Annotated in this window: 8 protein-coding genes; 4 read left to right on the top strand and 4 right to left on the bottom strand. The window is 66.1% G+C overall.

Annotated features, from left to right (window positions below; all coding sequences use genetic code 11):
- Positions 1-4: 4 nt before the first annotated feature.
- Genes V6U89_RS00470 through V6U89_RS00460 form a run of 3 tightly spaced genes read right to left on the bottom strand, consistent with a single transcriptional unit; the run spans position 5 to position 5,030 of the window.
- Positions 5-1,732 carry an AIPR family protein gene (locus V6U89_RS00470; RefSeq protein ID WP_334568561.1) on the bottom strand — a complete coding sequence of 576 codons (1,728 nt, stop codon included), beginning with the start codon at positions 1,730-1,732 and terminating at the stop codon, positions 5-7.
- A gap of 41 nt (positions 1,733-1,773) precedes the next feature.
- Positions 1,774-2,967 (bottom strand): McrC family protein, encoded by a 1,194-nt coding sequence (locus V6U89_RS00465; RefSeq protein ID WP_334568560.1) that lies wholly within the window; start codon positions 2,965-2,967, stop codon positions 1,774-1,776.
- Positions 2,964-5,030 (bottom strand): McrB family protein, encoded by a 2,067-nt coding sequence (locus V6U89_RS00460; RefSeq protein WP_334568558.1) that lies wholly within the window; start codon positions 5,028-5,030, stop codon positions 2,964-2,966. Before V6U89_RS00460 ends, V6U89_RS00465 begins: the two co-directional genes overlap by 4 nt.
- A 56-nt stretch (positions 5,031-5,086) precedes the next feature.
- Here V6U89_RS00460 and V6U89_RS00455 point away from each other — a divergent pair, with 56 nt between their 5' ends.
- The 4 genes from V6U89_RS00455 to V6U89_RS00440 all read left to right on the top strand — a co-directional run bounded on the left by V6U89_RS00455 (position 5,087) and on the right by V6U89_RS00440 (position 11,415).
- Positions 5,087-5,770: a DUF429 domain-containing protein gene (locus V6U89_RS00455; RefSeq protein WP_334568557.1), complete on the top strand. Its 684-nt coding sequence runs from the start codon at positions 5,087-5,089 to the stop codon at positions 5,768-5,770.
- A 157-nt stretch (positions 5,771-5,927) separates the two neighbouring features.
- Positions 5,928-9,725: an AAA family ATPase gene (locus tag V6U89_RS00450; protein ID WP_334568556.1), complete on the top strand. Its 3,798-nt coding sequence runs from the start codon at positions 5,928-5,930 to the stop codon at positions 9,723-9,725.
- A 47-nt stretch (positions 9,726-9,772) separates the two neighbouring features.
- Positions 9,773-10,867 carry a helix-turn-helix domain-containing protein gene (locus tag V6U89_RS00445; protein ID WP_334568555.1) on the top strand — a complete coding sequence of 365 codons (1,095 nt, stop codon included), beginning with the start codon at positions 9,773-9,775 and terminating at the stop codon, positions 10,865-10,867.
- Positions 10,864-11,415 carry a hypothetical protein gene (locus tag V6U89_RS00440; protein ID WP_334568554.1) on the top strand — a complete coding sequence of 184 codons (552 nt, stop codon included), beginning with the start codon at positions 10,864-10,866 and terminating at the stop codon, positions 11,413-11,415. The genes V6U89_RS00445 and V6U89_RS00440 overlap by 4 nt, the downstream gene beginning before the upstream one ends.
- A 33-nt stretch (positions 11,416-11,448) precedes the next feature.
- On the opposite strand, the gene V6U89_RS00435 is transcribed toward V6U89_RS00440, so the two are convergent.
- On the bottom strand, positions 11,449-15,441 hold the full coding sequence (locus V6U89_RS00435; RefSeq protein ID WP_334568552.1) for an Eco57I restriction-modification methylase domain-containing protein: 3,993 nt from the start codon (positions 15,439-15,441) through the stop codon (positions 11,449-11,451).
- Positions 15,442-15,503 lie beyond the last annotated feature (62 nt).

The following is a 15,503-nucleotide window of genomic DNA, read 5'->3' as shown; positions in this document are numbered from 1 at the left end:
AAGCCTACGACGCAAGCTCGAGCGCCCCACGACGCACGCGCTCGGCAAAGCGCTCTGTACGAACCAGATCGCTCAGCTGGACGCCCGCCCGTTCCTTCTCCTCTTCCACTTGAGCCGTGACGACCACGGAGAGCAGCTGAGCAAAGTGATGCTCCGACTCCAAGGGGTGCCACACCACCTGAAGGATCTTGTCGCAGACGTTCTTCCCGCCAGCCCCTGGAGGCAGGGACCCGGTCCCCACCAGCCGGACTTTGAGCGCGGCCAGCAGATGATGACGCGCGGCCCGGTAACCCCAGAATGCCCTCTTGTTGCGGAAGAGCCACTCGAGCCGGTAGAAGGCCGCCGCTGCCGTGTAGTAGACGAGGGGGTCATGGTTAGGCTGGAACAGCATCTTCTCGTGCTTGCTCTTCAAACGCGCGTAGCGGCCGGTGCCGGCGGGCTCGTTCAGGATCATCGCCGCGTAAGCCTTCGTCAGCTGAGGCCGGGTGATGACCCGGGTCCGCTCGACGCTGGCTTCCCCGCTGTATTGGCGGGACCGCCGCTCGTAGTACAGCCGGCGCGATTCCGGCTGGGCGGCGAAGAAGTCCTCCAGTTTCTTGTGGAACGACTCTCGTGCTGCAAGGTCGTCCTCGGTGACGGCCGTCTGCCGGTTGGTCGCTGCGATGATCCCGCCGATAACGTCCTCATCGTTGGACTGGATCAGCCTGACGTTGACGTGCACGCCGTCGGAGAGGCTCTCTCGCTGGTCGAACAGCACGTGACAGGTCTGACAGCCGTTGACAATCTGAAAGTCGCGGATGTGGACCTCTTCGCCGGCTGTCGTCAGCTCCCTCGCGACGATCGTGATCCCGTTGTTGAGGACCGCGAAGCGCCCACGACGATCCGGGTCTTGAAGGGTGCGGCGGATCTCAGCGTTAACTGAGTTGTAGCCCTGAAAGTCGCGGACGTTCTCGTAGAACAGAACCTTGCGAATCCCGCCGTTGGGATCGGTCAAGATCCTCTCAACCAGCTTCCGTGCGGGGAGCACGCCAAGGAACGCCTGCTCAACGCCCGGAATCTTGGGCAGTGGCAGCTTCTTCGGCATGGTAAAGCTCGCACCAACCGCCTCCGACGCCTTCTTGTAGAGCTCCCGCAGCTGGCTGGCGCCGACCGCGACAACATCTACGTCCTCGAAGATGTCAAGCTCTCGCAGCCGCTTCGCCGCGGCGATCCGCTTCTCCTCAAGGAGGCCGTCGCCGGGCCGGCCTGTGGAGACGTAGTGGATCGACAGCTTCGGCAGGCCCTTCTTGAACTTGCTCACGTCTTTGTATACAGCGTCTACACATGCGCGCAGATTGGCGACATCCTGAGACCGCTTGTACGTCATCCATCCACGGCTGAACACCTGAACGAGATTGTCAGCAAGATCGGTAAAGACCTTGGTCTCGAACTTCTCGCTGCGCTTCGCCTGGATGATCACGAAACGAACATCCAGTTGCTTGGCCTTCCCCACCGCGTCCCGCACCTCGTCGGCGTCACGGAGCAGGTCGCCGTTGACGACGACCGCGGCGACGTCGATGCCGAGATCATCGCCTCCACCCATGCGGAACTGGTCGGGGTTGAAGTCATCCTCGTGGTAGGCGCTGAGCACGCAGTACCCGGCGAACGCCTCGAATGCCTCGGCGTCGTTCAACGCAGTCAGCTCTTGATCCTTCTGGAACTGCTTGGTCCACTCTTCGAGGATGAAGTCCACGCCGACCTCCGGACGCCTCGGTGACAGGCTGCGAGGCAACCCTAGCGAAGCGCGACCGTGGATGCAGCTCCCGAATCGATGATCGTTTCTGACAGGACCCGTACCTGGGCGAGGAGGTCCGCAGGTGCGGCTTCAAGGTCAAGGGCGTGGCAGACGATCTCGATGCCGGCATTGCGGACGAGATGCCGGACCGGCGGATGGTCGCCGGACACGTAGACCAGGTGTCCGCGCGACAGATGGTAAGCGATGCAGTAGGCAAGCATCTGGTATGCGTCCCCGCGTGCGGCGTCAGCCTTGTACTTCGCGTCCACCACCGCGCCCACCCCGCCGCTGGCGTCACGCCAAAGGATGTCCGGCCTCAGTTCCAGTTGCCGGGCTTCGTCTAGATGCTGGTGGGCCTGAAAGGACACCGTGCCGCCGTGTATCGGTTCGATCGCCTCGCGGAGCGCCACCGAGAGGAAATCCTCGTAAACCCGCCACATGTCGAGCAGGAACGCGTTGGACACCACCCCGCCTCGGCCGGCCTCTACCGACGCGCCTGCAAGGACCAGTTCAGCCAGCCGCAGTGCGACAACCAGACGATCGTTGAGCCGACTCGGACGCCACATCGGTGCCGGCAAGCCGGCCCGTAGCCGGGTAACTCCGACGAAGCGTCCCGCAAGGTGGCGCAGCATCCGCCGTGACTCAGCACCGATCCCCGGTACGGCCAGCATCCGATCGACTGCCGTGGCGAGGATGCGGTTCTCCGGGATGTCGACCGTGTACTCGTCGTGACGGACCTCGAGCGGCAAAGCTAGACCCGCCCTGCGGCTCAGCTGCGCCGTCTCGCGTAGGCGCCCTCGCAATATCGGTGACGTCTCGTCGGTAACCTGATAACCCTGCAACAGACCAGGACGGAGCGCCCGATCGGTCTGCCGCCACAGCGCGGCGGCAAGCGCTGGCACCAGTCCCTTCTCGTCGGTCAGCGCGACGTTTTCGTTACGCCACCCCTTCGGGTTGCGTGCGTAACCGACGAGAAAGAGCAGCCTGGCGACTGGCACCTTGGGCTCGATGTACAGTTCCACATCGCCAATGCGGGCTGCACCGACCTTGTTCCCGGCGCGCACACTCCACATGTCGCCCGTCGGGCCGGGGCGTACCTCGACAATCTCCGAGGCAGCGAGCCGGCGTGCATCCTCGGCGCTGAGGTGTACATGCACCGCCGGGCCAGCCTCACGTACTTGGATCAGGGTCATGGCTGGTGCGGCAGCGATTGCCGCAGGACGTCGAGCGCGTAGCGCTGCTCGACGTCGATGTCGTCGGCGTAGTGGTGCTCGACGAGCAGCGGCATGATGTCGTGGCGCCACACTCGCTCGAGCCCGTCCGGCTTGGCATAGATCGACTGCCGCATCAAGTACGACGGGCCTATCGCGTAGTCCGCATCGACAAGCCGGCCATTGAGCGCGTCAAGCAGATCGGGCGAGTCGGAGTTCAATCTCTCTCGGTCCAGCCAGCGACGCAGCAGCCCGGAGACCGGCGGCTTGGCAGGGTGCATCTCAACGAAGGCGAACCGGCGCCGCATCGCGGCATCGACCAGGGCGATCGACCGATCGGCCGTATTCATCGTGCCGATGAAGTAGAGGTTTGTCGGCAGGGTGAAATCCTCCGCCGAGTACTGCAACCGGATCCGCTGGTCGCGGTACTCGAGCAGGAAGTACAGCTCACCGAAGATCTTCGCCAGGTTGCCGCGGTTGATCTCATCAATAATCAGGACGTACGCGGTGGAAGGGTGCTCCCGGGCGTCGTCAGCGAGCTTTCGCAGCGGACCCGAGGTCAGCTTGAACCGAAGGGTCCCGTCTTCGCCACTCTCCGGACGGAAGCCTTCAAAGAAATCCTCATAGGTGTAGGACGGGTGGAACTGGATCAGCTTGACGGCGTGCGGCTCGGTCAGGCGGGCTGCCAGCTTCTGCGCCAGATACGTCTTGCCGGTGCCCGGCGGCCCGTACAGGATCACTTGCCGGCGCTCGGCGAGCAGCTCGCGCAACTCCCCCAACCATTCCTGGTCCGTCAGCAGGTCGGTCGCCGTCTCTTCGGTCAGTTCGGCGAGCTGAGCCTCCGGGATCGGCTCCACTGGCGGCTGCACCGGGACCAAGTCGGCGTAAAGCCGCTCGAGGGCGTCGAGCGCGTCAGTCAGGTCGATTAGGTCGTCCTGGCTCTGGGTCAGCGTGGGCAGCGACCCGGTCAGGTTCGTCAGATCCTGCGGTTGCTTCGTGTTGAGCCAGCGCGCCGGCCGACGCAGGTTGGACCGCCGGTCCGGTGAGTCCACAAAATAGGCGGCACCATCGACCAAGCCCAGGTAGACGTCGCCGCGGTGGACGGTCATCAGGTAGTCGCCGGGCCGCATCTTGCGGAAGAACGCGCTGAAGTAGCTGTAGAGCTTTTCCCGTACCGAGTAGCTTTTGTGCCGATACTCCTCGTCCACGATCTGTTGGAGCCGCTGGGGCTCAACCTCGTCGTCCAGCTCCGGCAACTGCGATGCCGCTAGGGACACCCAACCCTGGGCCAGCCACTCCGGCACAAGGTCGATGCCGTCAACGTTCGAACCGCGTACGAGCCAGGCCCGACGCGCGGCCGGCTCCGCCACGGATACTCGATCCACGACCAGGTCGATGGTCACCCGTTGCTCTCGGCTGGCTTGCCGGCCCTCGAACTCGACGCCTTCCTCGATCAACCGCTTACGAAGGTCATCGCCCCGGTGTCTTGAGTGCTGGTAAGCAGCGACAGGCACCCGACCATCGGCCCACAACACGCGATGTGAATTCTCGACGTAGGTCTCCGCGAGCAGATGGGCGATCTCCTCGGCGGAGCCGTCCACCAGCTCCGCCAGGTCGTCGTACGCGGTCCAAGACCCGGCGGGCACGTTGTCCAGAGCGGCCGCGATGGTGCTCAGCTTGCTCTCGTACTTCTTACGGGCCTGCTTCCGACTGCGGACAATCTCACGGTATCGCCGGCTGATCTCGGCGTACAGCTCCTCGGAGCTTGGGTAGGTGCCGAGCGCCGCACGGCCCTCATCGGTGATCCACCAAAGGGCGTCTCGCTTGACCATCCAGCCCACCGTGGCGGCGTCGCCGGTATGGAAATGCGCAGCGACCATCCATGCGGGAGCTCCGCTCTTCTGCGCGCGCAGCTCTGGCTCCGTCAGGGCGACGCGCTGCGCGACCTCCTCCAGCACCGCCTTGCCGGGCATTCGATCGCCGGCGTCGCGCAGCACTTCCAGGCAGGTCCGCACGAGTAATCCGTACCGGATACCTTCAGCCATGGTCCCGGCCTTTCGGGCGTAGCGCGCGTGGTCTGAACAGCCTACGGTCAGTCGGCATGACGAAGCTACGCGTGCTCGGGGTAGACGGCTGCAAGGACGGCTGGGTAGCCATCGAGCTGCATGACGGCGACTTCGCGGGAGCACACATCGCGGCCACTCTGTCGGCGTTGCTGGCGGAGCGCGCGGACGTCGATGTGGTGGGCCTCGACATGCCGCTGGGGCTGGCCGAGGCGGGGTGGCGACAGGCCGACGTCGCAGCGGCTGCCGCTCTCGGCGCAGCAAGGAGCACGGTGTTCCGGGTGCCGCCGCGACCCGTCTGGCTCGAAGAGGAGTACGAGCCGGCGGTCAAGCGCTGCCGGGAGATCACTGGGCAGGGCTTCAGCCGGCAGGCGTGGGCGCTGCGCAACAAGCTGCTGGAAGCCAACGCCTATCGGGATATGGCCCGGCACCGGCTCTTCGAGGTACATCCCGAGGTGTCTTTCCGCGGGATCGCTCAAGGCCGCAGTCTGGCATCCAAGAAGACATGGCAGGGCCAGATGCAACGACGCGACCTGCTCCTGGGGGTCGGCATCGCGCTGCCGGCGGAGCTTGGCGCGGCGGGACGAGCAGGCCCGGACGACGTGCTGGACGCCGCTGCCGGCGCCTGGAGCGCTCACCGCATCGCGACGGGCCAGGCGACCAGCTACCCCGACCCGGCCGAGGCGTGTCCGGCTGGAGGCACCATCGCCATCTGGTGCTGAGGATTCTGGCGGATCGGCATGCTTGACCGACAAAAAGTCTCAACCGACGCGTTGCCCGTTCATTTGGGACATCGTCCACCATCGCCGTGCGATATACAGGGTGCTCGCAGGCTCGACACGCACTGTCGTCGGGCTTCCTCGCGAAGGGTAGTTTGCGATGAGCGGTGGACTGCATCTGTCGGTACGGGTGCCGTGGCACGACAGCGGTTGGGCAGGCACGGTCTGTAACAGACCACTGGACAACACGTCGTGCGTGCTGCTCAAGAACATCGGCGAGCACCGAGACGACGAGTACGAAGCCACCCACGCCGACAAGCTGCTCGACCTGGTCAATCCAAATCGAGTCCCGTGTGTCAGTGAACGCGGCTCCTTCATGAGTCCGCACAGCTATCAGCTGACCAAGGAGCACCCGTACCGGTTCTCCCCGGCACTGAAGGGCCGGCTCCAACCGACGCCGGTGACCGTGCCCGCCTACGGCGTGCATGCCACGCCGTACTTCTGGCTGCACCGGGACAATGTCGCGGAAGTGCTCCGGACGACTGACGTCGAATACCGTGAGGAGCTGGAAGAGCTCGTCAACGACACGCTCAAGTTCAAGCCACAGTGGATCATCCACGGCGACAACCAGCGCGCCCTGATCACCCGTTTCTTCGCCGACGTCGAGCCGGGCAACGGCCTCGTCTTCTTCTACCTGAAGCACTCACCGTTCACCGCCGCTGGCACGAGCGGTGGACGCAGCCTCCTGGTCGGCGCTGCCCGGATCACCGACATAGATCTGCCCAGTGCCTGGAAGACGACGGGATCGACGCCGTTCCCCAACCACATGTGGGAGACCAACGTCCGGCACTCGCTCCGCCCTGACGGCAAGGAGGGGGTGCTGCTGCCGATGGCGGAGTTGGCCGCCCTCGACCTGGATCCGGACGAGCTCGGCGACGCTCTGGCCTGGGCCCCGGAGTACGGAAGCCGGGAGTTCATGTACGTCACCGAGCACGTCTCGGACGACACCGCCATCGCGGCGCTTGAGGGGCTCTACCGTGCAGCGGAGCGGTGCCTGGACCTCGGCCTGGACGTGCCGCGGGTATCGATGGACTGGCTCTCGGAGCGCATCGCCAAACTGTGGACCATGCGCGGTCCCGCTCCCGGCCTCGGTGCCGTCCTCGAGGCCCTGTCCGTACCGCACGGTCCGGTGGTCGCCCGTGCGATCGCCCGGCAGACTCCCGAGGGTGTCGACCCCTGGGACTTCCTCGGCCAAGCGATGGAGGAGCCGGCGAAGCTGGGCCCCGAACTGGCCAAGAAGCTGAGCGGCACCCCGCGCAAGGTCTGGCGCAAGCTGCCGGACGAGAAGCTGCAGTTCTTGAAGCTGCTGACCCGCTTCAACCTCACCGTCGCACAGGCCGAGGCTCTGTTGACAGGCGAAACCGAGATCCCGCTGAGCCACGAGGAGCTGCTGGAAGACCCCTACCACGCCTACACGTGTCTTCTGGGCGGCCCGGCCGAGGTCGCGTTCGACATCATCGACCGGGGCTGCTTCCCTGAAGCGTCGGTTCGGGCAGCCTTCCCGTTGGACGAGCCGTCGGCGATGGTCGACGCCGCGGACGAACGCCGGGTGCAGGGGCTGCTAACGGCTGTGGCGGAAGAGGCCGCGGCGCGCGGTGACACGGTGGTGCCGCTGGACCGGATGCTGGACGCCATCAAAGAACGGCCGCTGGTCGAGCCCTGTCCGCTGACGGAGGATGTACTGCAGGCTCATGAACTCCACCCCTCGGAGATCAGCTACGACGAGGAGTCGCCATACTGGCCGCCAGTGTGCGGGACGGTGTTGGCCGACGGGTCGCCGGCGTTCAAGCTGACCCGGCTGGAAACGACGAGCCGGCTGATCCGCGCCACCGTCGACGAGCAGCTGGCCAGAACGCGCCACCAGGTGCCGGGCGACGTGCGCGCGGTCCTCGATAGTGCGCTGCCCGCCTACGACCCGCACGCCGATGACATCGCGGCCGAGGACCGTGCACGCGCAGAAAAGACCGCCGCGCTCACCGAGTTGTTTGCCGCGCCGCTGAGCGTGCTCAACGGTCGCGCCGGCACTGGCAAGACCACACTGATCCACGCCCTCGCCAACCACCCGGATGTCAACAGCGCCGGCGTGCTGCTGCTCGCCCCGACCGGCAAGGCACGGGTGCAGCTCACCAAGAAGGTGAAGTTGCCAGCCCAGACCCTTGCCCAGTTCCTCGGCAAGTACGGCCGGTACGACCGGGACACGGGCGCCTACCTGATCGACAGCAGCCGGCCGAAGGCGCCACGGTTCGGGACGGTGATCGTGGATGAGTCGTCCATGCTGACGGAGGAGCAGCTCGCGGCTCTCCTCGACGCGCTGCGGCCCCCGGACCGCCTCATCCTGGTGGGCGACCCGCGCCAGCTACCGCCGATCGGCGCCGGCCGCCCGTTCGTCGACCTCATCGCACGGCTCACCCATGAAGCGAAGGTGCCAGCCTTCCCCCGGGCGGCGCGCGGATACGCGGAGCTGACCGTGCTGCGGCGGCAGTCCGGCCACGTGCGCGACGACCTGATGCTGGCCGGTTGGTTTGCCGGTGACGAGATCCCGGAGGGATTCGAGGAAGTCTGGCATCGGCTACGCAACGGGGCCGAGATGGACACACTGGCGGCTCGCCCGTGGCAGGCGGCTCGCCCGGAGCTGGCCATCGACGCGGCCCTCGCGGAGGAGTTGGACATCTCCGGGCCGAAGTCCTCCGCGAAGTTCGAGTTGTCCTACGGCGGACGGGAGAACGGGCCGTGGGTCAACTTCCCCACCGGCGAGGATGGCGCCGGCGCGCGGTCTGAGGCGTGGCAGATTCTGTCCCCCACTCGGACCAGCCCGTGGGGCACCATCGAGGTGAACCGACGCCTGAAGCGCAAGTATCGCGGCAAGGCGTTGAAGGACGCGCTGCGCCCGTCGTACGAACGCACGGTGCCAGCGCCGATCGGCGCGGAGCAAATCGTGCTCGGCGACAAGGTCCTCAACAATCAGAACAAGACCAAGAAGGCCTGGCCTGTCGTCCCCGATGCGCTGAACTACGTGGCGAATGGGGAGATCGGAGTAGTGGTTGGGCAGATCAGCAAGAAAGGGTCTCCGCCCAAATACACCCATGTCGAGTTCTCGTCCCAGGTCGGGTCACGCTACAGCTACGGCTCTAGCAACGAGGACGACCCGGCACTCGAACTCGCCTGGGCGATCACCGTGCACAAGGCCCAGGGGTCGGAGTTCAGCAAGGTCTTCGTACTGCTGCCTGGGTCCTCCCGGCGTCTGACCCGGGAGCTGCTCTACACCGCGCTCACCCGCCAGAAGGACAAGGTCGTCCTGCTGCATGAACGGCCGATCGACGAGCTGTTCGAGCTGACGCGGTCAACCGGTTCCGAGACGGCCCGCCGGCTCACGGACCTGTTCGCGGCTCCTGCGCCCCGCGAGGTGCTGCTGCCAGATGGCACCGCGGCTGGCGTACTCGACACCAATCTCATCCATGTCACTTCAAACGGCATCTTGGTGCGCAGCAAGAATGAGGTGATCATCGCTGGCATCCTCGAGGATCTGGTGCCGGGTGGCTGGGAGTACGAGAAGCCCTTGAGCGTCGGCGAGGTAACCCGCCTCCCCGACTTCACCATCGCCGGCTCGGATGGTCGGCCGGTCTACTGGGAGCACCTCGGCATGTTGGACAACCCGCAGTACGAGGCAGCCTGGGAACGCAAGCTGGCCTGGTACCGCGAGCAGGGTGTGCTGCCAGATGGGGAAGGCGGCGGCCCGAAGGGCACGCTCATCTGGACCGACGACCGAGACGGGGTCGACGTACCGGCCTGGACCGAGCTGGCCAGGTCAGTACTCGGGTCGGGCTCGAGTGGGGTACGAGTGCCGGCCAGGCGGGCAGCCAAGAAGGCAGCCCCGGCAGCGGCCCGCACCCCGAACTGACGACAGTTTCGGGCCCACAATCAGCGAAGGTGTGCGATTATCGCACCATGGTCGAAGACAGCGACTGGACGACCGTTGGCGAGCAGATCCGTCAGGCACGCCTCGGCGCGGGCATGTCGCAGGCCGAGTTGGCTTCGCGCGTCGGGCTCGACCGGACGATGATTGCGAAGGTCGAGGCCGGTGGCCGTCGAGTCGACGCCTTGGAACTAATCCGCCTGGCCACCGCGCTCGACGTACCGATCGACTACCTCCTGCAACGACGACCCGCTGTGATCTCTCATCGCGCCGAGCTGCTCGCCGAGGACAATGACACGGAGGTGGCGCGCAGGTCCCAGCGACTTGACATCACGCTGTCCGCATGGCTCGGCGACGTACGCCAGATGATCAACGCAGGGACGCTGCGCGCGAGCCCCCCGATGCGCTACGACGGTCGAGTCGAATCGGAAGCCGATGCCCGGTTGGCGGCACGATGGCTGCGCCGAGCACATGGGGTGGGCGATGCGCCAATCGACACGCTGATGGAGTTCAGCGAACGCAGCGGACAGTACGTCCTAGTCAGCGACCTACCCGGAGACGGCGCCTCGCTGATCGACAGTGAGCTCGCGGTGGCAGTGGTCAGCGCCAACGGTGACCCTGGACGACGGCGGGCAACGGCAGCGCACGAACTCGGTCATCTGGTGCTCGGCGATGAGTACTCCAGCGACCTGGCAGTGCACATGTCGCGGGCGGACCGCGAGGGCCTCATCAATGCCTTCGCCGCCGAACTCCTACTGCCGGTCGCCGCCTTTCCAATCCGCAACCCCGTAGGCAACCTCCGCGAGGAGATCATTCGGTTGGCCGCCCGCTATCGCACCTCGTGGTCGCTTGCGCTGCGGCAGGCGGAGCAGGCGGGCTGGCTCGAAGCCGCAATGCGACGGAAGCTGAGCCAGGTCACTCCCACCCAAGCGGAGTTCATGGATGCCGTTGGATGGTCACCGCAGCCTGATCTCAATGCTGTGCGCGTCCCGCCCGGCTATTCGCATGCGGTCATGGAGGCATGGCGGCGTGATCTGGTGACAAGTTCTCGTGCTGTCGAGCTCCTGCACGGGCAAATCACCCGCAACGACCTGCCCCCGCGCGATGAGGCAGATCTGGCCCTGTGAGCAGCCAAGGACTGGCCGACAAGCCGACGTTGGTCTTCGACACCACGGTGCTGAACCATTTCGCGCTCGCCGACCGCCTCGATGTCCTGGCAAGCATGGTCATCGGCCGCCCATGCGCCACCACCCCCGTGGTCCTCGACGAACTTCGCTCCGGCGTGCAGCAGCATCCCGCCCTCACCTCCGCGCTTGAACTCGACTGGATGCAGGTCATCGCCCTTGACCAGCCCGCCGAACTCCAGTGTTTCGCGGACTGGGTCCGCAGGATCGGCGCCGGCGCCAGAGACATGGGCGAGGCCAGCGTCTTTGCCGCCGCCGACATCCACGGCGGGATTGCGATCACCGACGACCGTGATGCCACCAGGGTGGGTCGAGCACACGGGCTGTCCGTGCACGGGACGATCTGGCTTCTGGCGGGTGGGTGTGGCGCGGGCAAGCTGACGGAAATCGGTGCCGGTGCGATCATCGACGCCCTACGGCAGACCGGCCATCGGCTGCCCTGCACCGGGACGGAGTTTCCCGCGTTCGCACGTCGCTACGACCTTCTGTAGGTCCTCCCACATGCAAGGCCACCCCTCCTGGCCCTAACCCGCCAGGTGGCGTCGCCCCTGCCCAGGCATTGGGTCGAGAACAGGAGGAAAGGGCTGGTTCAGGTGAGCCGCGCGAGTCATCGCGTCGTAGCGCTCCAGGATCAGACGCTTCATGCGGTACTCGCCGTGGGTCCGCTCCTCCCGGTGGCGAAAGACCGAGAAGGTGTCGAGCACGTAGTCGACCTCGTCCCGGGTGAGGCCGTAGAGCTGGAAGTAGACGGCGTCCAACTCCGCCCGGATCAGCTCCCGCCGATGCGGATCCCAGACGAACGGCGGTCCGTCGTCCCCCAGATCGCGGGCGTACGGGGCGAGGTCGTCTGCAGTGTAGGTCAGCTCAAACACCCGAGCGGAGATCCACGCCGCCAGGTCCGGCGCTCCCGGATCCCACGGCACCGGCCCCTCGTAACTCTCAGGTGGCAACACCGGCAACTGCTTGAGCACGAAGTACGCCAGCGAGGTGCCCGATAACTTCTGGCGCACTATGTAGTCGGCGACCATCGCACTGAGGTTGGCGTAAAGGCAGGCGGCAGATGCACCCGCAAACATCACTGGAAGCTTGTGGCCGACCCCTGTCCTCGGAAGAACCGCCGGAATCAAAGTGCGCTCGTCGGTGCTGCGGCAGACATCGCGCCATCCGAGTAGCCAGCCACGCGACCAGCGGTTCCCGAGCCGGGCATCCACCTCATGCTCAGCCACCCAGTAGCGAGGAATGACAGCCTCTGCGCGGTCCCGGTGGGCGTCGCCGTCCAGTCGGGGCAGGGTGCCGACATTGAGCTGCGCTTCCGTCGCACCTTCGTACGTACCGAGCCGGTGGTCGAAGTGGTGCACCATCTTCGCCTCGTAGAGGGGCAGCATTCGCTCGCCGCCCCGGACGAAGAGGTTGCCGTCGAGCGTCCAGCCACTCTCGATCAACTCGTCGCGGTTTCGAAAGAGCGGGGAGTCGTTGGCCATGTGGAACATCGACATGAAGGACAAGCCCCACGGGTTGGCGTCGCCCTCTCCATCCCGCCACAGCACCGGCATCCTCCGGTAGATGCCGAGGGTGATCTCGGCGTCCCGGCGTGACAGGAAGACCGGGCACGTTCCCGTGTTCGGATTGAGCAGGGTGATCTCATCCGGGGTCAGACGGTAGGCGCGAGCGGCGGTGTCCGGCACGGACCGTGCCCGGAACGCGAGCGAGGCAGCTGAGGCCTCGCGGGAAGCCCCCGTCATGGACAGGAGGGAAAAGCGGAACGAGTGATGAACGGTTGGGAAGATTCTCGCTTCGTTCTCGAAGTCGTAGAGGGAGAGCAGACTCTTGCTGGTCACCAGATCCTTGAAGAACATCTGGGTCGTGGCATCGGTGGCGATACCCGTGGGGAGGATCGCCCCGACCAGCCCGGTCGGCCCAATCAGCAGCCGACTGGTCTCAGCGAAGACCGAATATGTGTTGATGTCGCCCCGACCGGTCAGCGGGTACCTGCCGCCGGCCCGTAGCAGGTGACTGACGCCGCCAACTTCACGCTGGGCCACCAGCCACTGCTGGTACAGGTCTGCCTCCGCCTCGTGTCCACTCGTCTTGAGCGCGGCGATTTCCTGTTTACGGACAGCAGCATTCGGAGCCAAGGCGATGCCGGAATGCCGGGCGGCAAAAAACTCCTGTTCCTGAAGCTTGACCCGCTCCCAGGGTGGGTTGGTCAGGATGCAGGTAAAGCCGCCCTTCCAGCCGGTCGCCGGGTCGACGCCCGCACCGTCCCTGGGGACCGGAAAGATGTGCGGGAACTCGATGTGCCAGTGGAAGAAGCGGTACTGCCGACCCATGGTCCGGACGATTTGGCGGGCCGCCTCGACCGAGCCGCCACGCCCGCCCACAGCCAGCCGGTCCAGCATCCCGTGGGTGATCGCGTATGCGCGGGTGCGCTCGGTCTTCGGTCCGACGAAAGCGGCGCACCAGGCATCGGCGGTCAGCCGGGCGCGCCTGCGGTCCTCGTCCAGCAACTCGGCCCGCTTGGCCTGGACGTGCACGTCCGCCAGCGATTCACAGGGAGCCAGGTGCGCGATCGCTCGCGCCTCAGCTGCGAGGTCGAGGTTGACACCCACCGCATCGCCGAGCGACCGCTGACCGCGGCGCTCGGCGGCGTTCTGCTTGCGCAGCGCATTAACCACGGCACGGTCGTCGCCGTCGAGCGCGACGAAGGCGGCGTCGGGGATGCCACCGCGTAGCATCGCGGGCGTTGCCCCGAGCAGCGAGTTGCCGACCCGGATGTTGGCGTCGAGGTAACCGAGTGGCTTGCCGGGCTCGTACGCCTCCAGCCAGAGCGAGATCTTGGCCAGCTCGGCGGACATCTCGTTGACGTCAATCCCGTAGCAACACCGGCTGACGACCGCCCGCAGCGCCTTGCGGACCTCATCCGCGCGCGGCTCCAGCTCGTCGGTCCGCTCGGCCGCGAGACGCTTGGCGATACGCCGGGCAGCCGCGACGAGGAAGTGCCCGGATCCCACCGCTGGGTCGCAAACGGTGATATCGAGGAGGGCCGCCTCCCGCTCGGCCGGCGTCGGCTTGCCACACGCCTCGTCCAGCAACGGCTCCAGGACCGAGTCGAGGAGGCTCTCGACCAGCGCCGCGGGCGTGTAGTACGTGCCGGTCTTTTTGCGGTCGTTGCCGTTCAGCCGGACAAAATGGAACCGCCTACGCGTCGCGTCCCAGTACGGGTGCAGCTCGAGGAGAGCCTCATAGACGCTGCCCAGTTCCTCGGCACCGAGATGCCGGAAGTCGACCAGCTGCCGCCCGCCTTGGCGCTTCGCCAACACGCTGAGCGCCTCGACTGCCTGCAGCAAAGTGGCATTGCTCAGCTCCGCGCCGCAGAGCGGCTCGTCGAGGACGCTCTGCTCGAAGATCCCGCCAATGCCGGGCAAACCGACCGTACCGGAGCCGGTTTCCGAGCCGAGGATGCGGAAGACCAGTTTGACACCCTGCCAGAGGTCACCGTGTCGGGAGTAGCGGCGAACGACCGCGAGCTTGCGCAATCGCTGCGACGACAGGTACGCGTCGTAGCGCTGGCGCGCGGCCTGGTCGGCTGCCGGGTCGAGCAGCAGCTCCCGGTCTTCGACGACCATCCAGAAGAGGAGCTTGTAAACGAGCCTCAACAGCGAGCGCTTGAAGTCGGCCAGCGACAGGTCCGTCCCGATAACCTCGCGGAGGTGCTGGTTGGCCGGGTGGTCGAGGAAGCCCGTACCCAGGATCTCCAGCGCGGCCTCGACCCCGCCGCGCAGCCGGGTGAGCGCCCGCTCGCCCTGCTTGGCGCCGTACGCCCGCCACTGCTCCAGCAGGCAGGACGGCGGACCGATTTCCTCGTCGCGGACCTTGAGCCGGCTGGCGTGCACCATCCGGAACAACAGCACGAAATCTGCGAAAAGGTCCCCCTCGAAGATCGACTGAAGGTCGAACTCGATGTACGACGAGCCAACGAGACTCGTCGAGTCGCGCAGCAATCGCAGGCGCTGACCGTTCGACAGCACCCCCCAGAGATGCCGATCGCTCTGGTTCAGCAGTTGCTGGACCATGGCGTGCGGTGCGGCGCCCCCGGGTCCGCCGGCGCGGCCGACCCGCTGGTCGAGGTCGGCGTGCCAGGGCAACAGGTGTAGCGGCACGGTTTGTCGCCACCGATGGCTGACCGGGAAGGATCGGTCATCGATGGGGATGCCGCCGGGCAACGGCTCGTAGTCGCCGTATTGCAGTTCGCGCAGCAGCGGGCCAAGCCACTCGTCCCGCGTCAGGCGCGCGATGGACGCCGCGCCGCGCGCCCGCCGCCTGGTGAAGTCGGTGTAGGTGTCGCGCAGGTAGAGGTACTTCGCGTTGGCCAGGCGGCGCACCGATTCGCTGGCGCCCAGGTCATAGGAGACGGGGTCGATCCCGGGAACATCCGGATCACCCTCACCGATCCGCTGCACCACTCCACCGGGCAACAGACCCCCGACCACCTGCACGGCGGGATACGACAACGCCATGTCCGCCCTCCCCAGGTCGGCAGAACCCAGAGCTGACACCAAGTAGTGAATTGATCACTATC

Source organism: Micromonospora sp. CPCC 206171 (genome assembly GCF_036906755.1).
Classification (GTDB): Bacteria; Actinomycetota; Actinomycetes; order Mycobacteriales; family Micromonosporaceae; genus Micromonospora; species Micromonospora purpureochromogenes.
Note: the sequence above shows the minus strand (reverse complement) of the source record. Positions and strands in the feature narration are given on the sequence as shown.